The 23,037-nt window shown below is 61.4% G+C and carries 33 protein-coding genes and 1 tRNA gene; 32 read left to right on the top strand and 2 right to left on the bottom strand.

Going from position 1 to position 23,037, the window contains the following annotated elements:
• The first annotated feature begins 247 nt into the window (after positions 1 to 247).
• Genes ACVOLZ_RS00375 through ACVOLZ_RS00325 form a run of 11 tightly spaced genes read left to right on the top strand, consistent with a single transcriptional unit; the run spans position 248 to position 7,070 of the window.
• Complete coding sequence (locus ACVOLZ_RS00375; RefSeq protein WP_481514641.1) at positions 248 to 634, top strand: hypothetical protein; 387 nt, start codon at positions 248 to 250, stop codon at positions 632 to 634.
• Positions 634 to 2,649: a transposase domain-containing protein gene (locus ACVOLZ_RS00370; RefSeq protein WP_481514640.1), complete on the top strand. Its 2,016-nt coding sequence runs from the start codon at positions 634 to 636 to the stop codon at positions 2,647 to 2,649. The genes ACVOLZ_RS00375 and ACVOLZ_RS00370 overlap by 1 nt, the downstream gene beginning before the upstream one ends.
• Positions 2,650 to 2,696: 47 nt before the next feature.
• Positions 2,697 to 3,677: an AAA family ATPase gene (locus ACVOLZ_RS00365; RefSeq protein ID WP_481514639.1), complete on the top strand. Its 981-nt coding sequence runs from the start codon at positions 2,697 to 2,699 to the stop codon at positions 3,675 to 3,677.
• Positions 3,674 to 4,102: a hypothetical protein gene (locus ACVOLZ_RS00360; RefSeq protein WP_481514638.1), complete on the top strand. Its 429-nt coding sequence runs from the start codon at positions 3,674 to 3,676 to the stop codon at positions 4,100 to 4,102. Before ACVOLZ_RS00365 ends, ACVOLZ_RS00360 begins: the two co-directional genes overlap by 4 nt.
• Positions 4,099 to 4,383, top strand: a complete 285-nt coding sequence (locus ACVOLZ_RS00355; protein WP_481514637.1) for a hypothetical protein — start codon at positions 4,099 to 4,101, stop codon at positions 4,381 to 4,383. Before ACVOLZ_RS00360 ends, ACVOLZ_RS00355 begins: the two co-directional genes overlap by 4 nt.
• Positions 4,373 to 4,531 carry a hypothetical protein gene (locus tag ACVOLZ_RS00350; RefSeq protein ID WP_481514636.1) on the top strand — a complete coding sequence of 53 codons (159 nt, stop codon included), beginning with the start codon at positions 4,373 to 4,375 and terminating at the stop codon, positions 4,529 to 4,531. The genes ACVOLZ_RS00355 and ACVOLZ_RS00350 overlap by 11 nt, the downstream gene beginning before the upstream one ends.
• Entirely contained in the window at positions 4,524 to 5,135 is a 612-nt protein-coding gene (locus tag ACVOLZ_RS00345; protein ID WP_481514635.1) for a DUF3164 family protein, read from the top strand. Before ACVOLZ_RS00350 ends, ACVOLZ_RS00345 begins: the two co-directional genes overlap by 8 nt.
• Positions 5,136 to 5,137: 2 nt before the next feature.
• Positions 5,138 to 5,473: a hypothetical protein gene (locus ACVOLZ_RS00340; RefSeq protein WP_481514634.1), complete on the top strand. Its 336-nt coding sequence runs from the start codon at positions 5,138 to 5,140 to the stop codon at positions 5,471 to 5,473.
• On the top strand, positions 5,470 to 5,730 hold the full coding sequence (locus tag ACVOLZ_RS00335) for a hypothetical protein (RefSeq protein ID WP_481514633.1): 261 nt from the start codon (positions 5,470 to 5,472) through the stop codon (positions 5,728 to 5,730). The genes ACVOLZ_RS00340 and ACVOLZ_RS00335 overlap by 4 nt, the downstream gene beginning before the upstream one ends.
• Before the next feature lie 2 nt (positions 5,731 to 5,732).
• Positions 5,733 to 6,641, top strand: coding sequence for a recombination-associated protein RdgC (locus ACVOLZ_RS00330; protein ID WP_481514632.1), 909 nt, complete (start codon positions 5,733 to 5,735; stop codon positions 6,639 to 6,641).
• The gene (locus ACVOLZ_RS00325) at positions 6,642 to 7,070 is read left to right on the top strand and encodes a gp16 family protein (protein WP_481514631.1); all 429 of its coding nucleotides are present in this window, start codon (positions 6,642 to 6,644) and stop codon (positions 7,068 to 7,070) included.
• A gap of 1 nt (position 7,071) precedes the next feature.
• Here ACVOLZ_RS00325 and ACVOLZ_RS00320 read toward each other — a convergent pair whose 3' ends face one another.
• Entirely contained in the window at positions 7,072 to 7,839 is a 768-nt protein-coding gene (locus ACVOLZ_RS00320) for a hypothetical protein (RefSeq protein WP_481514630.1), read from the bottom strand.
• A 53-nt stretch (positions 7,840 to 7,892) separates the two neighbouring features.
• Here ACVOLZ_RS00320 and ACVOLZ_RS00315 point away from each other — a divergent pair, with 53 nt between their 5' ends.
• The 12 genes from ACVOLZ_RS00315 to ACVOLZ_RS00260 all read left to right on the top strand — a co-directional run bounded on the left by ACVOLZ_RS00315 (position 7,893) and on the right by ACVOLZ_RS00260 (position 16,726).
• Positions 7,893 to 8,492 carry a hypothetical protein gene (locus ACVOLZ_RS00315; RefSeq protein ID WP_481514629.1) on the top strand — a complete coding sequence of 200 codons (600 nt, stop codon included), beginning with the start codon at positions 7,893 to 7,895 and terminating at the stop codon, positions 8,490 to 8,492.
• Entirely contained in the window at positions 8,485 to 8,910 is a 426-nt protein-coding gene (locus ACVOLZ_RS00310; RefSeq protein WP_481514628.1) for a Mor transcription activator family protein, read from the top strand. Before ACVOLZ_RS00315 ends, ACVOLZ_RS00310 begins: the two co-directional genes overlap by 8 nt.
• Positions 8,907 to 9,218: a hypothetical protein gene (locus ACVOLZ_RS00305; RefSeq protein WP_481514627.1), complete on the top strand. Its 312-nt coding sequence runs from the start codon at positions 8,907 to 8,909 to the stop codon at positions 9,216 to 9,218. Before ACVOLZ_RS00310 ends, ACVOLZ_RS00305 begins: the two co-directional genes overlap by 4 nt.
• Positions 9,219 to 9,421: 203 nt before the next feature.
• Positions 9,422 to 9,748: a hypothetical protein gene (locus ACVOLZ_RS00300; protein ID WP_481514626.1), complete on the top strand. Its 327-nt coding sequence runs from the start codon at positions 9,422 to 9,424 to the stop codon at positions 9,746 to 9,748.
• Positions 9,745 to 10,500 carry a transglycosylase SLT domain-containing protein gene (locus ACVOLZ_RS00295; protein ID WP_481514625.1) on the top strand — a complete coding sequence of 252 codons (756 nt, stop codon included), beginning with the start codon at positions 9,745 to 9,747 and terminating at the stop codon, positions 10,498 to 10,500. The genes ACVOLZ_RS00300 and ACVOLZ_RS00295 overlap by 4 nt, the downstream gene beginning before the upstream one ends.
• The gene (locus ACVOLZ_RS00290; RefSeq protein WP_481514624.1) at positions 10,491 to 11,156 is read left to right on the top strand and encodes a hypothetical protein; all 666 of its coding nucleotides are present in this window, start codon (positions 10,491 to 10,493) and stop codon (positions 11,154 to 11,156) included. The genes ACVOLZ_RS00295 and ACVOLZ_RS00290 overlap by 10 nt, the downstream gene beginning before the upstream one ends.
• A 15-nt stretch (positions 11,157 to 11,171) precedes the next feature.
• Entirely contained in the window at positions 11,172 to 11,438 is a 267-nt protein-coding gene (locus ACVOLZ_RS00285) for a hypothetical protein (RefSeq protein WP_481514623.1), read from the top strand.
• Complete coding sequence (locus ACVOLZ_RS00280) at positions 11,435 to 11,746, top strand: VpaChn25_0724 family phage protein (protein WP_481514622.1); 312 nt, start codon at positions 11,435 to 11,437, stop codon at positions 11,744 to 11,746. Before ACVOLZ_RS00285 ends, ACVOLZ_RS00280 begins: the two co-directional genes overlap by 4 nt.
• Positions 11,747 to 11,750: 4 nt before the next feature.
• Positions 11,751 to 12,305 (top strand): phage protein Gp27 family protein, encoded by a 555-nt coding sequence (locus tag ACVOLZ_RS00275; RefSeq protein ID WP_481514621.1) that lies wholly within the window; start codon positions 11,751 to 11,753, stop codon positions 12,303 to 12,305.
• Positions 12,305 to 13,954 carry a hypothetical protein gene (locus ACVOLZ_RS00270; protein WP_481514620.1) on the top strand — a complete coding sequence of 550 codons (1,650 nt, stop codon included), beginning with the start codon at positions 12,305 to 12,307 and terminating at the stop codon, positions 13,952 to 13,954. Before ACVOLZ_RS00275 ends, ACVOLZ_RS00270 begins: the two co-directional genes overlap by 1 nt.
• Entirely contained in the window at positions 13,954 to 15,531 is a 1,578-nt protein-coding gene (locus ACVOLZ_RS00265; RefSeq protein ID WP_481514619.1) for a DUF935 domain-containing protein, read from the top strand. The genes ACVOLZ_RS00270 and ACVOLZ_RS00265 overlap by 1 nt, the downstream gene beginning before the upstream one ends.
• Positions 15,506 to 16,726 carry a phage head morphogenesis protein gene (locus ACVOLZ_RS00260; RefSeq protein ID WP_481514618.1) on the top strand — a complete coding sequence of 407 codons (1,221 nt, stop codon included), beginning with the start codon at positions 15,506 to 15,508 and terminating at the stop codon, positions 16,724 to 16,726. The genes ACVOLZ_RS00265 and ACVOLZ_RS00260 overlap by 26 nt, the downstream gene beginning before the upstream one ends.
• A gap of 38 nt (positions 16,727 to 16,764) precedes the next feature.
• Here ACVOLZ_RS00260 and ACVOLZ_RS00255 read toward each other — a convergent pair.
• A tRNA-Thr gene (locus tag ACVOLZ_RS00255) sits at positions 16,765 to 16,848 on the bottom strand.
• Between the two features lie 16 nt (positions 16,849 to 16,864).
• Here ACVOLZ_RS00255 and ACVOLZ_RS00250 point away from each other — a divergent pair.
• From ACVOLZ_RS00250 to ACVOLZ_RS00210, 9 genes are all read left to right on the top strand, one after another.
• A complete protein-coding gene (locus ACVOLZ_RS00250) occupies positions 16,865 to 17,404 on the top strand; it encodes a phage virion morphogenesis protein (protein WP_481514617.1) in 540 nt (179 codons plus the stop codon).
• A 298-nt stretch (positions 17,405 to 17,702) separates the two neighbouring features.
• Positions 17,703 to 18,710, top strand: a complete 1,008-nt coding sequence (locus ACVOLZ_RS00245; protein WP_481514616.1) for a phage protease — start codon at positions 17,703 to 17,705, stop codon at positions 18,708 to 18,710.
• Positions 18,711 to 18,751: 41 nt separating this feature from the next.
• Positions 18,752 to 19,663 carry a Mu-like prophage major head subunit gpT family protein gene (locus tag ACVOLZ_RS00240; protein ID WP_481514615.1) on the top strand — a complete coding sequence of 304 codons (912 nt, stop codon included), beginning with the start codon at positions 18,752 to 18,754 and terminating at the stop codon, positions 19,661 to 19,663.
• Positions 19,664 to 19,728: 65 nt separating this feature from the next.
• On the top strand, positions 19,729 to 20,322 hold the full coding sequence (locus tag ACVOLZ_RS00235) for a hypothetical protein (protein ID WP_481514614.1): 594 nt from the start codon (positions 19,729 to 19,731) through the stop codon (positions 20,320 to 20,322).
• Positions 20,323 to 20,324: 2 nt separating this feature from the next.
• On the top strand, positions 20,325 to 20,840 hold the full coding sequence (locus tag ACVOLZ_RS00230; RefSeq protein WP_481514613.1) for a phage protein Gp36 family protein: 516 nt from the start codon (positions 20,325 to 20,327) through the stop codon (positions 20,838 to 20,840).
• Complete coding sequence (locus ACVOLZ_RS00225) at positions 20,837 to 21,289, top strand: phage tail terminator protein (protein ID WP_481514612.1); 453 nt, start codon at positions 20,837 to 20,839, stop codon at positions 21,287 to 21,289. The genes ACVOLZ_RS00230 and ACVOLZ_RS00225 overlap by 4 nt, the downstream gene beginning before the upstream one ends.
• Entirely contained in the window at positions 21,286 to 21,477 is a 192-nt protein-coding gene (locus ACVOLZ_RS00220) for a hypothetical protein (RefSeq protein WP_481514611.1), read from the top strand. Before ACVOLZ_RS00225 ends, ACVOLZ_RS00220 begins: the two co-directional genes overlap by 4 nt.
• A gap of 11 nt (positions 21,478 to 21,488) precedes the next feature.
• Positions 21,489 to 22,463: a phage tail tube protein gene (locus ACVOLZ_RS00215; protein WP_481514610.1), complete on the top strand. Its 975-nt coding sequence runs from the start codon at positions 21,489 to 21,491 to the stop codon at positions 22,461 to 22,463.
• Between the two features lie 149 nt (positions 22,464 to 22,612).
• A complete protein-coding gene (locus tag ACVOLZ_RS00210; protein WP_481514609.1) occupies positions 22,613 to 22,972 on the top strand; it encodes a hypothetical protein in 360 nt (119 codons plus the stop codon).
• Positions 22,973 to 23,037 lie beyond the last annotated feature (65 nt).

Below are 23,037 nucleotides of genomic sequence, written 5' to 3'. Positions count from 1 at the left end.
GCAGTGCCCCAGTGACGGGCCAGTGCCCCGCGTCCATGCGCGCGAAAACCCCGGCAACGCAGCAGCTGGTCCACCGCCTTGCGGCCAGTGGCAGGTCCCGACGGACACCTGTCACTGGAACCTCCGCCAGCGGGCTGCGCGCGGCAGTTGGTGGGGGTGTCGGATGAGTCGCCGTGTGCGCCCCGACGCCCTCACCGGGGACCTGTTCGCCCAAATTCCGCAGCCCTGGCGTACGGACGCAGGGGCGATGGATTTCCGTACACAGGTGGCCACCCTCACCGGCCACCTGCTGACTGGCGCTCAAGGTCACGACCCCAAGCAGGACCGTTTCTATGTGGCCGGTCAGGTTTCGCGCCTGGTGGGTAAAGAAGTGTCCAAAAGCATGTTGGACGGCTATACGGCCGAGTCGCGCGACAAGTTCAACCTGCCGTTCTATCTGGTTGCGCCGCTGGAAAGCGTTTGCGGCAGTACGTTGCTGACCGATTGGCTGGCAGGCGTTCGCGGCGGGCGATTCCTGCCCGGCGTTGAAGCCATTGATGCCGAAATCGGTCGCCGCAAACGCGAAGCGGCCGATGCCCTGGCCGAAATCAAACAGCTGGAGCGTATCCAGCGCATGCACCGGAGCCACCGCTAATGGCTGATGGATGCCGCACACCTGAAGCCTTCGACCTGTCGCTGATCGCCACAGCCTTGAACGTCGCAAAGCGTTCGGTTGAAAGGCGCGCCAGCAAGGAGAACTGGTCCTTCTCCACACGCACCGGGCGAGGTGGTGAAAAGCGCTATTACCCCCTCGCCAGCCTGCCGACAGAGGTTCAAGCCGCCATCCTGTTGCGAACCGCTCCAGCTGCCCCGGCAGCGCCCAGAAAGAGCACCGGGAAGGTCCAAGGTGCCGATCAGATCGCCAGTGCCTGGAAGCGCTGGGAAGCTGCAACCGAACTGCTGCAGGCCCGCGCCAATCGCATGGCTGCGGCACTGGACGCCGTCGCCAAGCTGGTCGACCAAGGTCAGCCACTGATGGTTGCGCGCCAGGACGTAGCTGCTGCTCTGCAGCGCGACAACGTTCCCGGCAGCAGCGTCGCCAGCCTCTCCCGCTGGGCGGCGGCCACAGCAGGCGCCCCCCGTTCCGACTGGGCTGCATTGCTCCTGCCCGGCTACGCCGGCAGCAACAACGTGGCTGAGTGCGATCCGCAGGCCTGGGATTGGTACAAGGGCCACTACCTGACCCGCGCCAAGCCCACGCACGCGAACACCTACCAACAAACAAAGGACATGGCCGCCGCACAGGGCTGGGCGCTGCCCAGCGCCCGGACCATGGAGCGCCGCTTCAATGCCGAGGTGAGCCGCGTGAAGCAGATCGTGCTGCGCGAAGGCACCGTGGCCGCTGCGCGCCTGCTGCCGACCCAGCCGCGCGACGCTCTGGCATTCGCCGTTGGCGAAGCGGTCAATGGCGATGGCCTGAAGTTCGACCGGTTGTGGGTGAAGTTTGAAGACGGCGAAATCATCAACACGGCCACCGCGTGGGTTTGGCAGGACATTCACAGCCGCAAGCTGGTTGCCTGGCGCTTGGCGAAGACCGAGAACACCGACGTCTTTCGCCTAGCTACCTACGACCTGACGGGCGTTTGTGCGCCAACGCACGTATGGATGGACAACACCCGCGTTGCCGCCAACAAGCTGATGACAGCCGGTGCCAAGGGCCGACATCGTTTCAAGTCTGATCCAGAAGACGGCCTGGGTCTGCTGCTCATGCTGGGCATGGAGCCGCACTTCACCAATCCGGACAAGCAAAGCGGCAATCCCGGTGCAAAGCCCATCGAACGCGCCTTCGGCGTGGGCGGTCTGCATGAACTCGTGGCAACAAACCCGCGCATCGTCGCTGCAGGAGGCTTCAGTAAAGCCACCGCTATCGACGTGGCACTGCTGCGCGAGGTGATCGCCGAAGAGGTTGCACGCTTCAATGCGAAGACGATGCGACGGACGCAGGCCTGCCGCAACGTGCTGAGCTTCGACCAGGCTTGGGAAGCTGGAATGCAGCAACGCCCGCCGCGCGTGCTTGCCGATGTGCAGCGCCGCCTGCTGTTGATGGCCCGCGAAGTAATCCGGGCAGATCACAACAGCGGGGAGCTGCGAATCGAAGCCGGTCGCGGCCCCTGGGGCAAGAACGCTTACTGGTGCGAGCACCTGCCCCAGTACGCAGGCCGGAAAGTTGCCGTGCACTACGACCCGGACAACCTGCATGCCGGCGTCCACGTGTACAGCCTGGACGGTCGCTACCTGTTCGCAGCTGACCACATTCCGCGTGCCGCCTTCGGCGACACGCAGAGTGGCCGCGAGTGGAGCAAGTTCCGGCGCCGCCGTGCAAAGGCCAACAAGGAAGCCGCAGACAACGAAGTCCGTATGGATGCCTTGGAACGCGCAGCGCTGTACCAGGCGGCGAAATCAACACCGCCATCTGAACCGGCCGCAGCCCCTGACTCAACCGTGGTGCAAGGCCACTTCCAGCGCACGCCAGATCCGCAGCGGGATGCACTGCAACGCACCGGCACGGATGACAACCGTCTCCAAAGCAGCCTGTCGAGCTTCCTTGAAGCCCAGCAGGCCAGACAGCTGAAGGAAAGCGGCTGGGAGCCGCCAGAAATCGACCCATGAACCAAACCACCGCCGCCAATACACCGATTCAAAGGGGAAGCACCACCATGCTCGACAACACCGCCGCCAACACCGCAACCCTTCCCACCGCCGCCGAGGCCGAAGCCGCCATTGATGTGCGCGCCCTGGTCCGCTCGCTGATCGAGAGTGACAAACGTCTCTCCCAAGCGAAGGTTGCTACTGAGACGGGAATCAGCAGCACGACGTTGAGCCAGTATCTCAACGCAAGCTATGGCGGGGACAACGCCGCTATCGAATCGAAGCTGCTGCGATGGGCTGAGACGACGCAAGCCGCCCGCGCCCAAGCCGCTGCCATGCCCACTGCCCCCAGCTTTGTCGAAACGCCCACCAGCGCCCGCGTCATCAGTGCGCTGCGTTACGCCCAGATTGCCGGCGACATGGCAGTCATCTACGGCAGCGCAGGGGTGGGCAAATCCGAGTCCATCAAGCGCTACAAACTGACCGCGCCGAACGTTTTCCACGCAACGATGACGCGCGCCAGCGCCAACGTAGTTACCGCGCTGGAAGTCATCGCCGATGCGCTGGGCCTGTCCGTCTCCGGTGGCGCGAACAAGCTGCACAAAGCGATCTGCAAGAAGCTGGCCAACACAGGGGGCCTTCTCGTCATCGATGAGGCCCAGCACTTGGCCGAAGCCGCCCTGGATCAGGTGCGCGGCATCCACGACGAAACCGGTATCGGCGTGGCTTTCGTCGGTAACGAGCAGGTTTACACGCGCATGACTGGCGGCAACCGCGCTGCCTATCTGGACCGCCTGTTCTCGCGGATCGGCAAGAAGGTCCGACTGACGAGATCGACCCAGGAAGACGTTGCAGCTCTCATCGACGGTTGGGCAGTCCGCGATGCGAAGACGCGCGCCTTGCTCCTGGATATCGCAAGCAAGCCGGGAGCCCTGCGCGGCATTACTAAGGTCCTGCGTCTGGCGAGCATGTTCGCAGCAGCCGAGCAGCGCCCGCTGAGCCATGACGATGTGCGCGCGGCATGGCGTGAACTGGGGGGCGTGGAATGAGCGTCCAACTGATCACCGCCGACATGCTCACCGCCGCCCGCGTTATCAGCAATCTGGCAACGGCGTCTGTGCAGCAGAAGTGCATAGCCGTTGAGGCAATTGCTGCCAAAGGCACTCCCGTTGACGAGCTGACTGTCAGGGAATTGATGGATATCGCCATGCGCTCGGCCCCGCCTCGCAATGGCACCGCCTCAATGGTTGCCACCACTACCGCCCCGCAGCGGGCCCGGATCGCCCGGTTGTTGGAAGAGGCCGGGATCGATGCTGCAACCGTCCATGACGGTTTGTCGGAAATCCTGGAACACGCTCGGGTGCGTTTGCCGCGAGGCATACGCCTTGAGCAAGCCCTGCGCGGTATCAGCCACGCGGCCGGCGCTCGCCTGATTCAGGCAATCCGCGCCATCACAGCAAAGGAACTGGAATGAATCAGTCACCCAACCCAGCACTGGACCCGTTCAAGAGCCACTTGGGCGAGTTGGCCATCGCCATGTATCACCTTGGCCTGAGCGCCTGCACGCCGCGTCAGATGGTCATTACCGAACGCAGGGCGACCATCGTCATTGAACGGCCGGACGGTGCTTCTTTCATCCAGGGCGCCATGCGTCGCCGGCAAACCACCGATGGCGTGACCAGGACGGTGTTCACCACCCCGTTTCACGGCTGCCTTCTGGAATGGGAAGTGGAGAGCGAAGCCAATGCGGGATAGCCCGGCCGACCTGGACGACGAGGAGCTACCGCCCTTCCTGGGCGGCCGACTCGCCCAGTCCCTGCAGCATCACTTCGAAGAATTCTTCGGCCCTGGCTACATCCGCAAGCCCGCGCCGAGCCAACACAAGGAAACCCCAAATGAATGACACGGTGCCGGAAGGCTATCGAAAGGACCCGCAGGGTCGATTGGTGTCGGAAGAATTGATTCTTCCCATCGATCAAGAACGCGACCGCCTTGTGATGGAGATCGTAAACAAGGCAATCGGCTTGCATCGCCTCTTGGCTGACTTCAAGAAGGGAACCTTCGGCGATATCGACGCCTTCGTTGATCTGAGCATGGAACAGTACCGCGCCCGAGTCGGCGGCATTAAGGGCAATGTGACCCTGCGCTCATTCGATGGCGAGTACCAGGTTATCAGGGCGATTCAGGAGGCCATCCGCTTTGATGAACGTCTCCAAGCGGCCAAGAGCCTCATCGACGAATGCCTGACGGAATGGGTAGAGGGCGCTAGGGATGAGCTGAAGGCCATCATCAACGATGCCTTCGCCGTCGATAAGGCCGGCAACATCCGTACTGCCCAAGTCCTGGGTTTGCGCCGGCTGGCAATCACTGATGAGCGCTGGCAACGGGCTATGCAGGCAATTGGCGAAGCCGTGCAGGTCATCGGCTCCAAGAGCTATGTGCGCATCTACAAGCGCGATGCTGACGGCAAGTACCAAGCCATCCCCCTCGACCTCGCGGCGGTCTGACCATGAAAAAAACCCTGATGATCGCAGCAGCAAGCGCCGCCGAGGTTGCGCAGATCCTGTTCGCTGATTCCCTGGTTACCCAGGCAATGGAGATCGCGGACGCCACCGTGCGCGCCGATATCGAGATTTACGCGAAGGAGGTCCACATCGAGGACGCGACCTATTACGACACCTCCACCACTGCCCAGGAGGACAGCCAGCAAGGCTTCGACGCGATCCAGCGCGCCCTGCGCTACATCGACAAACGCGGTGACGCCCTGCCTTTCGTCATGAAGCGTCACATCGGCTGCAAGACGCTGGTTTGGTTCGAGGGCAAGGCTTCGGGGGCGCTGGCATGAGCTGCAGATGCTACGACGAAGTGAACGGCAAGCTGGGCGAGCACAACACGAAGATCGCCAGCTACTTCAGTCTGGACGACAACCGCATTGGCCGGCCTTGGCCAGTTGAAACGCGGCAGGTCGAGACCGGAAGGGGTAAGCCAAAGGCAGTGGGCCTGTTCGCCAGCTATTGCCCCATCTGCGGCGCATCGCTGCGGACCCAGAAGTGCCAGGGCGAAGCCGTCAATGCCGGCGTTGACAAAGAGAGGACCGAATAACCATGTTCCCCAGAAACCTAACCTTCTTCCGCTTCTCGACGGCCATCGACTTCTCTGAGGTGGACAAGCTCCTGCCGCAGGTGGCGTTGAAACCAGTGGGACCGCTTGAAATGTCCTCGCGTGGCTTCGTGTCTCCGTTTGGCCGTGAAGAGAAACATCAGCTCTCCCACATGGTCAGCCGGGTGCTCTGGCTGACTGTCGGTGGCCAGGACAAGATTCTTCCGGCGACCGTCATCAACGAAACCCTGGCTGCTCGCCTGGAAGCGCTGGAACAGAACGAGGGGCGCAAGCCAGGCGGACGTGAGCGCAAGCGCCTGAAGGATGACGTGCTGCATGAACTGCTGCCGCGCGCCTTCGTCAAACTGTCCCGTACCGACGCCTACGTGGATCTGCAGCACGGCTATATCGCCGTGGATACGTCCAGCCGCAAGACTGGCGAGAACGTCATGAGCGACATTCGGGGCATGCTCGGGAGCTTCCCTGCCACACCACTCAACGCTGAGATGGCACCGCGTAGCATCCTCACCGCTTGGCTTGCAGGCGAGCCGATGCCGAACGGCCTAAGCCTGGGCGAAGCCTGCGAGCTGAAAGACCCCGCCGAGGGTGGTGCGGTACTGCGCGCCAAGCATCAGGAGCTTGGTGCAGAAGAGATCGCCAACCACCTGGACGCCGGCAAACAGGTAGCCCAGCTCGCCCTGGTGTTTGAAGATAACCTGTCATTCGTGCTGGGTGACGATCTGATCGTAAGGCAGTTGAAGTTCCTTGACGGCGCTCTGGATCAGCTGCCGGACATCGACGAGGGAGGCCGCCGCGCCGAGCTTGATGCCCGCTTCGCTCTGACTGGTGGCGAAATCCGCCGCCTGTTTGTTCTGCTGGAGCGGGCCTTCAAGCTGTGCAAGGCGGTGGATTGAATGAAAATCCGTAAGAACGCTCGTAGCGCCCAACTGGCCAAGATACACATTGCAGCTCAGCAGCTTGGGATGGATGAAGAAACCCGACGTGCTCTGTACCGCAATACCACCGGTAAGGACTCCGCCGCAAAGATGACTGACAGCGAGCGTGACAAGATTATTGCCGCGCTGATCACCAAGGGCTTTGCTGGCAAGAAAAAAGCTAGCGGTAAGGCGTCATTTCCTGGGCGTCCGTCTGGTACAGACGAGATCCCCATGATGCGTAAAGTGGAAGCTCTATTGGCAAACGCAGGCCGCGAATGGGAGTACGCCCGTTCCATAGCACAACGAATGTTCAAGATAGAGCGCCTTGAGTGGCTAAGTCACGACCAGCTGCACAAGCTAGTCGCGGCCTTGCAGATCGATTCCAATAGGAAAAGCGATGTCTAGATTACTCCTGCATCGGAGGAATCCCCTCAGCCCAGCTTGTATCCGCCCAATCCTCATCTTTAGGATCTGCCACTTTCACCTGCAGTGCCCGGAGAGCCTTTATGGCCATTTCCTGACAGTTCTTGCAACGTCGGGCGACATCAGTCTGCAGGCCTCTAATGGCCTCGGCGGTGGGCTCCTTGCCGAGAGCTGCAATATGAAGAGGCACGGTGGCGTTGTAGCTTCGCATCGCGGCAATCGCAGAAGAGACAGTAACTCCTGCTTCCGACTCAAGTTGCACAGTTCTGTCAGCCTGCGTAGCCAGAAGATTTATCGAGTTCAACGTAAGTGCAACAGCTATAGCCTCTTTGTCCTTCCAATCGACCTTCGTTTCCTGCCCGGTTTTGGCAGCGAACCAAAGCTGACTACCTGTATTCTGGGAGTCATAGCAAACTCCCAGCAGGTCGCCAATCAGCCAAGTTCGCGCGATCTGAATATTTCGCAGCCGTTCCTTGTCAAATTGACCTGCTGCCTTGCGCTCCATTCGGATGGAAAGAGCGCACGTAACAATGATCGTGACAATTACACCGAAGGCTTGAATCCAACTGGCTTGCCCTGCTGCGTCCAATCCCATGAACCAGTTGATCGGGTGCAAATAGTCCCCTGGGTAAACCAAGTAGCGGTAAACACTATCCACTATGGCGAGGCAAAGTACCGCATAACCAAGCCACCGGAGCTGCTTGCTCCTGAAGAATCTCCAAACGATCTCTCGTATCCCTTTCAGCGACATCAGACTCCCCTTGTAGGTTTGAGTTTCTCTGGTAATGCTAGGGGGCCATTCTAATGCGTGCGACCTGCCCCGAATGCGGTGCACAGGCGCATATCAGCGCAATGTTCGTCGAGGAAGACGGTAAGCGTCTGGCGTTGATCGCCGCAGACCTTGGTCCCGAGCTGGGCCGGGCGTTGCTTGGCTATCTAGGGCTGTTCAAGCCAGCCAAGCATTCCCTGCGCCTGGCGCGGGCGGTAAAGCTCGCTCAAGAGGTTGTAGAGCTGGTTAATGTCGGCAGTGTTTCTAAGGATGACCGTGGCAGTGTGCGCCGGCCGGCTTCGGCAGCACACTGGGCCGCCGGCATTGAGACGATGCTGACCCAGCGCAGCAGCCTGTCACTACCTCTGGAATCGCATGGCTACTTACGCGCGGTGGTGTTTGGCCTTGCGGAAAAGGCTGATGCGTTCCAGGAGCGTCGGCGCGAAACCGATGCAAAAGCAGGACGGCACCTCAGCCAACCAACCGGCATCGCGCCGTCGCCACACCAAGAATCAAAGCTCGACACGCAGTTGGCCTACATCGACCACATGGAGCGTATGGGGCAGCTGACCCCCGAGGAAGTGACGAGCCAGCGCCAGGACGCATTCACGAAGTTTGGAGGTTCCAATGGTTGACCAACAGGAGCTAATGCCCGGCCTGCCCATCGACGCCAAGGGTCTGATAGGCGCGGATCTTGATGATTTCCCGAAGGAGCGGTGGCCGCGCGAGCTAGTACGGGCCATTGAGGTGGTGGAGAAGGTCTATATCGACGCGGGATATGCCAACGATGTTGCTTTTGAACTAGCTCGCGCCGCCATGCTGGCGTTGGCTGAGTTCGGTGGTGGACGGCAGTGGTACTTGCCGCGTGGTGATCATCTGCTTACGGCTCTTCGGGATGCTCATATTTACCGTCGCGCGAGTCGGGGTAATATCCCCGTGCTGGCGTCAGAGTTCCGACTCACGGAGCGCCACGTTTGGCGGATCATCCGGCAGCAGTACCAACTGCACCGGAACAAGATCCAACTACAGCTTTTCGATGAGGAACAGGGATGAGCCGGATTTTTGTTTTCTGCGTTGTATTGGCCTTGGCGGGCTGCGCACAGTCGCCCGAACAGAAGGCCCAAGCGCTTTGCCGAACAGCGCTTCTAGCAGCAGTGAAGAATCCAACTAGCGCGAAGATTCCGCTTGGCAACGTTGTTCCGGCCAGCTACCTCCCTGCTGGTGAGGATTTTTCAGTCAACTGGGGACGTGGCAAAGGGTTGCTCCTTCAGAATGACTTCGGTGCGATGATCGACTCGGAAGCTGTTTGTGTCGTCACGAAGGGCGAGGTCACCGGCCTTGCATTCGGCAGCATCAAGTAGCATGACGATTCGAAGCTATCGCCCTGGTTCGAAATTAAGATAATCCTCCTAGCCCCGCCCAGAGCGGGGCTTTTTCGTTACTGACGCCCGTCAGTCCCAAACGAATCGCGCGCGCGCGCAAAGTCCCTCATGCAGGCACGGCGGCCTGCTTTGCCGGCAGCAACAGAATCCCCCTGTTGCTGCCGGCCTCTATCGAGGGACTTATGAACGAACCGCTGCTCAACAGGGCATCACGCCTTTTCCAACCAGTGACCAGCCTGCTCGACCGTATCGGTCATGCCTGGGTGTGGTTGCTGCTCTCCCTGGTGCTGTTGGCAATCGTGGTTGCTATCAACCCGGTCAAGCTCGGCCCGTACGTGTGGTTCATGTCGAAGTTGCTCGGCGGCGCTGCCGTTGGTTACTTCGTGGACCTTGGCGCTTTCCGGGGCGCTGATCCGCGTTACCAGGAAGGTATCGAACGCGGCATGTCGCAGACGCGGCGAGCCACGATCATCGCAGCCTGCATCATTGGCGCGGGGCTGATCGGATGAACGGCCCCTCATCCTTCAAAGGCATCGGGCAGCTCTGGACCAGCTTCTGGACCCAGTTCGGGCGCGACCCGCGCGAAGCCAGTGCAGCCATCCTGGTGCTGGTGATTCTCTTCGCTGGCTTGGTATGGGGCTTGTTCAACAACCCAGCCCTGGCAGCGGAACCTGCAAAGCCTGCGCAACGCGTTGCCATTCCCGAGGCAAGCGCCCTGTACCGCCATCGCGTCGAGCAAGTTGCCGCAGACGTGTGGGGCGTCAATGGTTCGGCCGCCAGGTTGGCAGCGCAGCTGCATCAGGAAAGCGCCTGGAAGCCACGCGCCGTTTCGCCTGGTGTTGGCGCTCAGGGCTTGGCGCAGTTCATGCCAGACACGGCGCGTTGGATTGCCCAGGTGTTCCCCAAGCAGTTGGGTGACTTCGATCCCTGGGACCCAATGCAGTCGATCCACGCAGCTGCGCTGTACGACAAATGGTTGCTGGACCGTGTGCAGCCCATTGGCTGGACGCGGCTCAGCGAATGCAGCCGCTGGAACTTCGCCATGCGTGGCTACAACGGCGGCGAGACCTGGTTGATGCGGGAACGCGGGCTGACGGTGGCCGGCCGAGGTGATGCCAACGATTGGCGTAGCGTCGAGCGCTTTCGCAGTCGTGGACCAGCTGCGCACCACGAAAACATCAACTATCCGCGCCGCATCCTTCTGACGCTGGAACCTGCCTACATCGCGGCGGGCTGGCCGGGGACTGCCGTATGCAACTGACCAGCCGCGACTTCCTTGCCGTTGCACTCAAGCCGGTGCTGATCACCGTGGCCGCTGCGCTGGTCGTGGGTTTGGCGCTTGGCGGGTTCTTTGCCTGGAAGGTCACTTCCAACAGCCACGCCGCCCAGGAAAACCGCTCTCTGCGAGTGGATGCCCAGGCTTGGGCGGATATCGCCAAACAACAGCGCCAAGCAAGCGTTGACCAGGCTATCGCCTTCGACACAGCGGTGAAGAAACTCAATGAAATCTCACAGGGGCGGGAAGATGACAAGAAAGCAATCGAGACACTCGGGCAAACGCTACGGGCCGACCTTGCCAAGCTGGCGGCGGCGCGCCCTGATCTGCTTGATATCGATCTTGGCGATGACTTCCTGCGCCACTGGAACAAAGCCATTGCAGAGCCCGCTGCCGGCACCGCCGCCCCCGGATCTGCCGGCAAATCTGAAACAGCAGTGCCCAGCCGTCCCACCAGCGACCAGCGCCAACCCGCTGGCGCTGCTGGCGCAACACGACATGGAAGCGCTGATGTACCAGGACTGCCGCAGCGCCAACGGCCGCTTGATTCAAGCTGCGACGCAATGGCACGAAACGGCGTGGCGCTGGTACTGCCAAACAGTGATTGGAGCGAACCTTTCCGCAGCCGGTTGCTCGGGTAAATAGGTCCAGGACAGATGCGCATAGAAGATCTGGTTATCCCGCTGCTGATCGTTTGCGTCCTGCTGGTGTGCGTGCTGGCAGTCCTGCAGCTCACGTCTTGGCTGATGCACAACAGCGTCGCCAATCGCGTCACCGCTCTGGAAGCGCGCAGCACCAACAACGTCACCCATACCGACACGAAGGAAATCTACGAGCGCCTGTCGAGCCTAGAAGCGCACGCGGGGGCTCAGGCGATTTCCCTCAAGGCTATCGAAAATTTCCTGTTGGAGAAAAAATCATGAGCAAGAAGACTTTCCAGGACCACCACCGCGAGGGCATGCGACTGGTTCTACTGCGCCTTTTGTCCGAGCAGACCGGCCGCCAGGCAAACAGTTCAACGCTGCATGCCGGTCTGCAGTACCTGCACATCATCGCCGAGCGCCACGAAGTCATCGAAGAGCTGCGTTACCTGCAAACCCACCAGCTGATTGAGCTGGAGCAGATTCCCGGAATGAAGGGAGAGCTCTACGGCGCCAAGTTGCGCAGTCGGGGCTTAGACGTTGTCCAGGGCAACCTGGTGATCGACGGCATTCAGGAGTCCTCACGGTAACGCCATGACTGAGCCGAAGCGCCGCCGTAAGGGGAAGGTCCACCGTGCGCCCTACAGGGCGCGCTTCGAAGAGCTGCTGCGCGAGGATTGCTACACGCTCGATGAAATGGTGGCCATCATCCGTGCAGAGTTCCCTGACGCTGAAGTAAGCCGTAGCGGTCTGCATCGCTATGACTCTTCTATCCGCGACTTCACGGAAAAGATGCACGAACTGGAAGCCTCGGCCAAGGTCATTGCTGAGCGCTACGGGTCCAATGCCGGGGATGACACCAGCACCATGCTGGCCAATGCCATGGTGCTGCTGACCACCGACACCGTCCTGAAGCTCAACTCCAACCCGAACGCCAAGCTTGGCGACGTGAAGGTGGCAGCACAGATCACCAAGAACGCGCTGGAGTCCAAGCGCGTCAGCCTCGATGTGCGGAAGAAGATCGAAGCCGCTGCCCGCGAAAAACTCCTGCAGGAGCAGTCCGCAAAGCTGGACAAGCTGGTCAAGTCAAAAGGCCTGTCTGAAGAAACCGCTGCCGATATGCGCAAGAAGATCTTGGGGATTAGCTGATGGTCCTGGCCCCCACTACCGACAAGCGTCCTGCCAGCACGGTGCCGAAGCGCTCCGCGCTGGCCAAGGCTGTTGCACAGGGCGAGTCTCTCGACCTGGAACAGGAGCTGCCAGCCTCCTTTGTTGAAGAGGTCAACTCGGAGCTGGACGCGGTTCTGCTGAAGTACCAGCGGGATTGGTGCGCTGACAACAGCGAACTGAAGATCGCCGAGAAGAGCCGCCGCGTAGGCCTCACATGGGCCGAGGCGTCGGACAACGTGCTGACGGCTGCCATGTCCCGCCAAGCGGGCGGCATGAACGTCTATTACATCGGCTACAACATGGATATGGCTATCGAGTACATCGAAGCCTGTGCCATGTGGGCGCGTGTGTTCAACCAAGCGGCCGAGGCCATCGAGGAAGGCGAAGAGGTCTTCAACGATGGTAACGACGAACGGTCTATCAAGACCTATACCATCCGTTTCGCATCCGGCCACCGAATTGTCGCGCTGTCCTCGCGCCCGGCCAACTTGCGCGGCAAGCAAGGCGTGGTCGTCATCGATGAGGCCGCCTTCCATGGCGCTCTTGATGAACTGCTGAAGGCCGCGCTGGCGTTGCTAATCTGGGGAGGCAAGGTGCGAATCATCAGCACGCACGATGGTGATCAGAACCCGTTCAACGAGCTGATCAACATGGTTCGGGCGGGAAAGCGCAAAGGCACCATTCACCGCATCACCTTCAAGGATGCGGTGGAACAAGGTCTGTTCGGACGCGTGTGCATGCGCAAGGGCGTTCCCTGGAACGAAGAAGCGCAGGCCAAGTGGATCGCGGACGTGTACGCCTTCTATGGCGACGCCGCCGAAGAGGAATTGGACGTTGTCCCGTCGCAGGGTTCCGGTGCGTGGCTTTCCACCAGCCTGATTGAAGCGCGCATGTACGATGCCCCGGTGCTGCGTTACACCGCAGCGCAGGGCTTTGAGCAGCTGCCTGACGAGCAACGCTATCGCGTCATCAAGGAATGGTTGGATGAGAAGGTGGGGCCGCTGCTGAAGCTGTTGGCACCTGGCTTTGACTGTTACTTCGGCCAAGATTTTGCCCGAACCGGCGACCTTACCGTAATGGTTCCCGGCCAAGTGGAGCAGAACCTACGCAGGCGCATCCCATTCGTCGTTGAGCTGCGGAACATGCCGCACAAGCAGCAGTTCCAGATTGCCGAGTACATCATTGACGGGTTTCCCCGCTTTATGAAGGCAGCGGTTGATGCTCGCGGCAATGGCCACGCGGTATCCGAGTTCCTTGCCCAAAAATATGGCTATAACCGCGTGGACTTGGTGATGCTTACCGAGGGCTGGTATCGCGAGCAGATGCCCCCCATGAAGGCGGCATTCGAAGACGACACCATGGCCGTGCCGCGTGACAAGGATGTTCTGCAGGATCTGCGGTCCATCAAGGTCATCAAGGGCGTTGCCCGCATTCCCGACAAGAAGACCACGGGCGGTGATGGCACCAAACGCCATGGCGATGCCGGCATTGCCATCGCCCTGATGCATTACGCGTCCCGCCAGGACGTTGAAATCATCGCCTATCGGCGCGTACTGCCACACGCAAAAGACATGAAGCGCGACATCAAACGCGGCGCCGGCTGGCGCAGCAAACAGGGGATTTGGTAATGGCAGTAAGACATTCGAAGATCGTTGACGAGAACGGCGACCCTATCCAGATCGAGATTCTTGACCGCGAGATCAGTGCGGGTGGCGTGACGGGCGTCCGCCAACCTTGGCATGCCGGTGTGGCTGCTGGGCTGGGCCCGGAACGCCTGGCCTCGATCCTGCAGGCTGCGGCCGAAGGCGACAACCATGCCTACCTGACGCTGGCTGAAGAAATGGAAGAGCGTGATGCGCACTTCGGCAGCGTGCTGGGCACGGTGAAGCTTGCCCTGTCCGGGTTGGAACCCAACGTCGAGGCCTTCAGCGATGATGCCGACGACGTGAAGGTCGCCGACGCCGTCCGCGCCATTGTGGCTGGCCCGCGCTTCAGCAATACCGTGTTCGACCTTGCCGATGGATTGAGCAAGGGCTATGCGGTGGTGGAAATCATGTGGGATCGCAGCAAGACGCCCTGGGTTCCGAAGGATTTCAAATACCGCGATCCTCGGTTCTTCCGCTGGGACCGGGAGACAGGCGAAGAGCTGCGGTTGTTGGACGAAGCCGACCCGGTCAATGGCATTCCGTTGCCGCCGTACAAGTTCATCGTGTTCCGCCCGAAGCTGCGGAGCGGCTTGGGCGTGCGCAGCGGCCTGGCGCGCCTGGTTGCCGTGGCCTATATGTGCAAGGCCTGGACCTGGAAGGACTGGATGGCCTTTGCCGACGTGTTCGGCCTGCCGATGCGCGTGGGCACCTACGGTCCTGGTGCGAAGGAAGAGGACATTGACCAGCTGATGCGCGCGGTTGCCAACCTCGGCAGCGATGCAGCGGCGGTGATCCACGAGAGCACCAAAATCATCTTCGAAGCTGCTGCCAATACTGCCGGCGCCGCCGACTTCTTCGAAAAGCTGGCCACCTTCTGGGACAAGCAGGTTTCCAAGGCGGTGCTGGGTCAGACGATGACCACTGACGACGGTGCCAGCCTGTCGCAGGCCGAGGTCCACGAAGGTGTGCATACGCTGCGCCTGCGTGCCTTCGCCAAGGCGTTGGCCATTGAGGTCGAATCCAGCGTGGTGGTTCCATTCGTGGACCTGAACTACGGCCACGGTCGCTATCCGAAGGTCACCTATCCGGTGCCCGATCCGGAAGATCTGAAGCTGTTGCTGGAAGCACTGGATAAGCTGGTGCCGATGGGCTTGGAGGTCGAGCAATCGGTAATCCGCGACAAGTTCCGCATTCCCGACCCTGACAAGGGCAAGGACGTGAAGCTGCTGCGCCCGCCGATGCAGAGCGCGCCTGCAGAGATTCCGGTAGAGCCCAAGTCCCGTGCCCAGGCAGAAAACCGCCAGCAGCCAACTGCATCCAATCGCGTGGACCAACTCGGCGCTTTACTGGCACCGCAAGCAGATCGCGTGGTAGCCGGCTGGATTGGCCAGGTGGAGGCGCTGGTCGATGGTGCCGGCTCACTGGAAGAAGTGCGCGACGGCCTGCTGGGGTTGTTCCCGGACATGGACGGTGACCGTTTCGGCGCGCTGATGCAGCAAGCACTGACGGCGGCAGGCGTGGCTGGAATCTCTGATGCCCTGGACGACGCCAATGCCTGAGCTGCGCGGCAACTTCAAGTCCTTCCCGGCGGCGGTCGAGTACTTCCGCCGCAAGGTCAACATTCCCACCGCACGTTGGAATGACCTGCAGCAGACCGACCATGCCAATGGCTTTATGGTCGCTGGCGTCACCAAGGTGGCGGTGCTCGATGACATTCGCCAGGCCGTCGATGCGGCGTTGGATAAAGGCGAGACCTTGGAGGACTTTCGCGGGCGCTTCCGCGACACCATCCGCCGCTTCGGCTGGCCAGGCGGCAAAGGCGGTGACGATGAGGCCGGCTTCAACTGGCGTACGTCGGTCATCTATAACGCCAACCTGCGCACTGCCTATCAGGCCGGCCGGTGGGAGTCGTTGGAGACGTTTCCGCTGCTGCGCTACAAGCACAATTCAACGGTGCATGTGCGGGCACACCACAAGGCATGGGACGGCATCATTCTTCCTACGAACGATCCCTGGTGGGACACGCATTACACCCCGAACGGCTTCGGCTGCAATTGCACGGTGTTCGGCGTATCCCACGCGAAGATGAAAGCGATGGGTTGGACGGTCAGCGACCGCCCTGCAGCAGTCGAGGGAGATCCGCCCGCCGAATGGGCGTATCACGTCGGCAAATCTGCCCGTTCCCTGGGCGGGGCCGAAGGCTTTGGACGCAAGGTCATGGACCTGCCACCTGACTGGCGCAAGGTTGTCCTGGACGATGCGGCCGCGCGCAACGTGTCTTGGTTCAAGCCGGACTGGGATACCGTCCTGGATGCTGCCCTGCAGGTCCGGTCATCGGGCCGCGCTTCGCCTGCAGGCTGGATTGCTGACGATGTGCTGCAGGAGCTGGCCAAGCCGGTCGAGCGCCGTGCAAGTACTCATGCCGGCATCACCCCACAGTCGGCACTGATCGCCGTTACCGATCGGCAGCTGTCGCACGCGCTGCGCGATGCTGCCGATGCCGATCGCTCGCTACTGGCCGAAGGCCTGCGCACGCTGCCGAGCTGGGTCAGCAAGCCACCCGCCGCCTGGCGGCAGCTGTCACCCAGCAATCTGGCGGTGGGCTATGAACTGGAAGACGGGCGGTTCTTTGTGGCCTACGTGCGCATGGAGAGCTTTCCCAGCCGCACACCTGAAAAGGTCCTGGCCAACTGGCTGGTAACGGCCGAGATCCGCACCGCCGAGCAGTTGCGCGATTACGCACGCCTGAAATGAAGAAGGGGTGGGCAATATGCCCACCCCTTCGGATATCAAGGACGGCGACGGGATTCGAACCCGCATCACCAGGTGCCAACCAGGCCACCCTCCCACTGCCAACAGCTGTGGTCCCACCGTCCACGCGCGAACCATACCATGACTGAATTCTTCACCCTCACTGTTGACGACACCCAGGTACAGCGTTGGTTTGGGGAACTGCTCAAGCGCTCCCAGGACCAGACCGGCCTGATGGCGGACGTTCGGGAATACCTGATCGAGGACACCCAGGGCAGATTCACCACCGGCATCGGGCCAGATGGCATTGCCTGGGCACCGCTGGCTGACGGCAGCGGGCGCACGCCTCTTCTGCAGTCCGGCCGGATGCGCAGTGGTATCAATGGCGAGTCTGGCCCGGACTGGGTGGAAATCTACTCCGATGCCAAGCAGGCCCGTTGGCACCAGGAGGGAACCAAGCCGTACGAGATCCGCGCCAAACCCGGCAAGGCGCTCTACTGGCCAGGCCTGGGCACCCGCCCAGGCAAAGGCGGGGCCGAGGTCCCGGCCTTCGTCCACAAGGTCAACCATCCCGGCCTCCCGGCGCGGCCGTTCATGGGCATCAGCGCGGAGAACGACCAGGCAATTGGTGACCTGGCCATCGCCTGGCTGGAGCTGGGTGATTCAGGCCAGACGGGATGACCTTCTAAAACCGCCTCTACGGGCCGTAGAGCCCCCCTGAGCGCACCCACCGTGCCAATGCAGGGGGGCGCTGGCGGCCAAGGGCGATTTAAACGGGGTTCGAACGCTATCCCAGCCCGGTGCCAGTCCCCACTCTGGACATGCAGCCCCAGACCGGGCAATTTGCTCTCCGTCACCGATAGGGTGGCCACCGCCGATACCCTTTCCAGGGCGAGCAGCCAGGCTTGGAAAATCGGCCCTTCTTTTACTGACGCCCGTCAGTCCCACGCATCGCCCGGTAGCAGCCAATCTGGCCGGCATGCGAAACCGCCTTGCTCTCAACATCGACCTTTCCGGCTACGACTCCGCCCCCGAGTTCGTGGAGCTGATCGCCGCCCCTGATCCGGCCACCCAGCGCATCGTCGGCCGCGATGGGCGCGCCTGGCTGTTCGACGCTGCTGGCCAGGCCGCCGTCCAGGACAACTTCCGTGCCGGTGCAGTCGATCTGCCCATCGACTGGGAGCACTCCACCCAGCACCTGGCTCCCAAGGGCGAGCCGGCTCCGGCCGCCGCCTGGATCGACGCCATCGAGGTCCGCGAAGGCGGTGCCCTCTGGGGGCACGTGAACTGGACCGAACGCGGTGCTGAGCAGGTCACCAGCAAGGCCTACCGCTACCTGTCCCCTGTTTTCGACTACGTGCCGGAGACCGGCCGCATCGTCCAGTTCGTCTCTGCTGGCTTGACCAACAAGCCGAACCTGTTCCTGACCGCACTCAACCAAGAGGAAACACTTATGCCGCGTTCTGCATTGCTCACGGCCGCCATCGTGGCGGCCCTGAGCCTGAAGGAAGACGCCACCGATGACGCCGTGGCCACCGCACTGAATGCCCTGAAGAAGGACAAGGACGACACCGCCACGGCGCTGAACGCCCAGCAGGCCCCCAGCTTGGAGCGTTTCGTTCCGCGCGGCGACTTTGACGCCGCAGTGGCCCGTGCCACCAATGCCGAAACGGCTCTGAAGACCCGCGACAAGGCCGACCACGACAGTGCCGTGGATACCGCGATCAATGCCGCGCTGGCGGCCGGCAAGATCACCCCCGCTGGCGAGGGTTACTACCGCGCAACCTGCAGCGACGCCGCAGGCCTGGAGCGCTTCAAGGCATTCGTAGGCACTGCCCCGGCCGTAGGCGGTGAAACCGGCCTGGATGGCAAACCGGTTCCGGCAGGTGCCACCGCGACCGCCCTGAACGCCGAACAGCGCGAAGCCTGCAGCCTGTTGGGCATTTCCGAAGCTGATTTCCTGAAGACGCTGCAGGCCTCGGCCTAAACCCGGCGCATCGCCCCATCACCATATAAAGGGTCTACCCAATGGCACTCGTTACCTCTCCGCTGATCCAGGCGTTGTTCACGGGCTTCAAAAAGCTCTTCCAGGACGCCAAGGATGAAGCGCCCACCCACTGGCAGAAGATTGCCACCGAGGTGCCCAGCAGCACCAAGAGCAACACCTACGGCTGGCTGGGCGACTTCCCGCAGTTCCGCGAATGGATCGGCGATCGCGTCCTCAAAGCCATCAAGGAATTTGGCTATTCCATCGTCAACAAGGACTGGGAAACTAGCGTCAGCGTCAAGAAGACTGACATTGAAGACGACGAACTCGGCATCTACACGCCGTTGTTCAAGGAAGCCGGCCGCGCTGCCAAGATCCAGCCGGACATCCTGGTATTCAAGGCACTGAAGAACGGCACCAGTCAGCTGTGCTACGACGGCCAGAACTTCTTCGACACCGACCACCCGGTCTACCCCAACAGTGACGGCACGGGCGCAGCAGCCACCGTCTCCAACTCGGAAGTGGACCTGGTCGCACGCCCGGACAACCCGACCTGGTACTTGCTCTGCACCAACCGGGCCATCAAACCGATCATCTTCCAGAACCGCAAGAACCCGGTGCTGACCGCGATGACGGCACTGAATGATGAAGTGGTTTTCACCAGCAACGTTTTCCGCTTCGGCGTTGATAGCCGCAACAACGTTGGCTACGGCTTCTGGCAGATGGCATATGCCAGTAACCAACCGCTGACCAAGGAAAACTTTGCCAAGGCCAAGGCCGCGCTGGAATCGTTCACTGCTGACGGTGGCAACCCGCTTGGCATCGAAGCCACGCTGCTGGTGGTTCCGCCGCTGCTGGAAAGCGCCGGCCGCAAGCTGGTCATCAAGGACGAGAACGGCGGCAACGAATGGGCTGGCAGCGTCGAACTGCTGAAGACGCCCTGGCTGGCCTGATCGCCACCTCAACCTGACCCATCTGATATGGCCCGCACTAGGCGGGCCATATCAAAGGAGCATGTATGTCGGAGCAAAACGCTCTGTGGATCGTCGCCAAGCGTGAGCCCTATTTCCGCTGTGGCTTTGCGATGAAGAAGACCGGCCTGGGCATCGCCCTGGCTGCACTGACGAATGACCAGGTCAGCCGTTTCAAGGCCGACCCCAACCTGACCGTTTCCGAAGTGACCTTTGATGAAGCCGAACTGGCCAATTCCGAGGTAGCCAAGGCGGAAGCGGCTCATTCCCAAGCCTTGGAAGAGGCACGCGACCAGGTCAATGCGGCCAATGCTGCTGCGGCTGAGAATGCCGAGAAGACCACGGCCGACGCTGTCGCCGCCATCTATGCCGAAGCGAAGGTTGCCGCCGATGCGGCCGCTGCAGCTGCCCAGCTCGCGCTGGACGATGCCGTTGCCAAAGCGCGGGCCATCGTTGCTGACGACGCGGCACTCGCTGCCAAGAAGGTACAGGACGAGCTGGCCGATGCTGTCGCAGCCGTCTATGCCGAAGCTGAGCAAGCCGCAGCAGCTGCTGAGGCGGAAGCAAACAAGGCCAAGGAACAGGCCGTTGCCGATGCCAAGGCCGATGCTGCCAAGGGCGGTAAGAAGGGCGGCAAGTAAGCATGTACATCACGGCCAAACAACTTGCTGACGGCTCCGGCAATCTGCGGGAACTGGCCGAGCTGTACACGGTGGACGAAGCGCTCCTGGGCGTGGTCATCGCACAGGGCGCTACGGATACCTGGGAACCATCCCAGGTATCCGATGCAATCGAGGCGCTGGCCAGCATCGAGCGCTTCGCTGTGCAGGCCACCGCCGAGGTGGACGCGCGCCTTGTCCAACGCGGTTACACCGTGCCGATGGACCCGGCCCAGTTCGGCATTCTGACTGTCTGGGCGCGGGCCATCGCGCGCTATCACCTGCATCCGCAGCGCGACAACACCACGCAAGAATCAGGGCGCATTGAACGCGACTACCGCAGTGCCCTCAATGCCCTGGAGCTGGTGGCCACAGGCAAGCTCACGCTGGGTGCCAATGACCCGCTCGCACCCGCACCGGTCACCGATGAGGACGGTGGCGCAACCCGCATCAGCAGCAGGCGGCGCATGTTCGACCGGCGCACGTTGAGGGGCCTATGAGCTTCCTCGGCCCGTTTCCCGTTGATGACGCAATCGCGCGCCTGCAGAAGCACGCCAAGAGCCTGAAGATTGTTTCAGGTGCGGCAGGCCTGCGTGCCGCCCTAGATAGCCATCCCAACAACGACCCAGCGGCCTACGTTCTGAGTGAAGAGCGCGGTGGCAAGGTCAAGTTCAGTGGCCCACCCATGCAACAGCCAGTGGCCGTCAGCCTGCAGGTGGTTCTTTTCGTCAAAAGCTCTGCCAACGAAAAGGCAGGTGCAGGCGCTGAAGCGTTGATGCGAACCGTCAAGAAGGACGTGCGCCATGCGCTGCTAGGTTGGGTTGCCGGCCCGGCCTTCAGTGAGCTGACTTTCCAGGGCGAACGTCCCGAGCCCTACAAAGCCGGCTGGTACGCAGTCCAGGTGATCTTTGTCTGTGAATACACCATGTCCCACAAGGCCCCCGAATGAACAAGCCTCTCACCCCGACCCACCACGGCGCTTGGCGCGTGATCGACGGCCGTTTGGTCGATGAATCCAAGATGGCACCCGATGCGGTGCCGGCACAGACCGAGCCCACTGCCGTTGCAACAGATGGCGGCAACAGCTCGCCTGCCCCCAAGAGCCGCAAGGCATCCAATCTCCCATCGGCTGAATAAAGGAACCTGCAATGGCCCAGCCCTCCCTGGAACAATTCAAGAAGCGCGGCGTGGTCGCCAAGATCGAGGCCATTGTCGGCACCGATGCAGGCCCGACCGCCCTCGCCAACGGCGTCACCTTGCTCAACGGCAGCTCGGGCACCGAGGTGGACAAGATCGAACGCCCCATCGACCGCCCGTTCTTCGGCGGCACTCCCTTTGCCGTAGGCAACGAGCGAGGCTTTATCGAAGGCGAATTCGAACTGTATCCGCCGCTGACGCCAGGTGCCCTGGCAACCAGTAGCGCCGATTGCGAAATCCTGCTGCTGCCGGCAGGCATGACTTCGGTAAAAGACGAAGTAGCCAAGACCACGCGCTACAACCCAATTTCCGAAGGCATCAAGTCCAGCACCGCGTATTTCTTCCATGCCGGTACGCAGAAGAAGATCCTGGGCGCTCGCCACAACCTCACCGGCCTGTCCATCACCATCGGTGATCGGTTCAAGGGCAACGTGCGTATCCAGGGCGATTGCAAGGACGTGTCCGAAGCCGCTCTGCCGTCCATCACGCTGCCGGATACCGTTCCCACCCCCGCGCGCGCCGAAAACACGGAAACCAACATTGCCGTCAATGGCGGCGCCAAACTGTTGGTGTGGGCCAAGTCGCTGTCAGTGGATATCGGCAACACGCAGGCGACGAAGGAGTACACCAGTCACAAAGAGAACGGCATCACTGACCGCTCTCCCACCTTCACCCTGCGCATTGCCAAGACCGCCCTGGCGGACTTCGATCCGTGGACCACGCGCCGCAATGCCGCCATCTTCGAACCCAGCCTGCGCCTGAAGGAAGCAGATGGCCGTTACAGTGAGCTTGGCATCCGTGGTCAGATCGAAACCATCAACGAGGTGGACATCGACGGCGACTATGGCTGGGAGATTTCCGGCCCATGCGTGCCCAGCTCTGCAGGTGGTGACGAGCTGTATATCGAGTTCGGCCAGACACCGTAAGCAGCCACGTTTCATCCAGTAGTCAAAGAGCCCCGCCCAGTGCGGGGCTTTTTTGTTGCAGCACTGACGCGCGTCAGTCCCACGGATCGCGCGCGCGCGACGAACATGGACACGTACCAACCAATCCCTTCCCAGAAAAGGAAACACCCATGCTCAAGCTGCGTAGAACCAACCTCATCACATTGCCGGTCAAGCTGAAGCTGCCGACCGACAACCCGAACAGCTTCAACGAAGGCACGATCACCGTACAGATGCTCGTCAAGAGCAAGGATGAGCTGGCCGAGTACCGCGAAAGCGACATGCTCGATGCCGACTACATCGAGGCGCTGCTGAAGAAGGTCGAGGGCCTGGGCGATGAAGACGGCGCACCGATCAACGATGAAGCTGCCATCAACGAGGTCAAGAACGGCCAGTGGTCCGGCTTTTTGGTGCCGGCCATCCTGCAGGCCTACTTCGAAGCCATGGGCGATTCGCGCGTAAAAAACTCCAAGCCGTCGCGCGCTCGCTAACCACTGGGAAGGGCTCCCGTGTTGGTGGTGGGGAACTGGACGACCTGGAACGTCTCCCAGACCCC

This window comes from Stenotrophomonas sp. STEN020, from assembly GCF_056760195.1.
The sequence above is the reverse complement of the archived record's forward strand: the minus strand, read 5'-3'. Positions and strand labels throughout refer to the sequence as shown.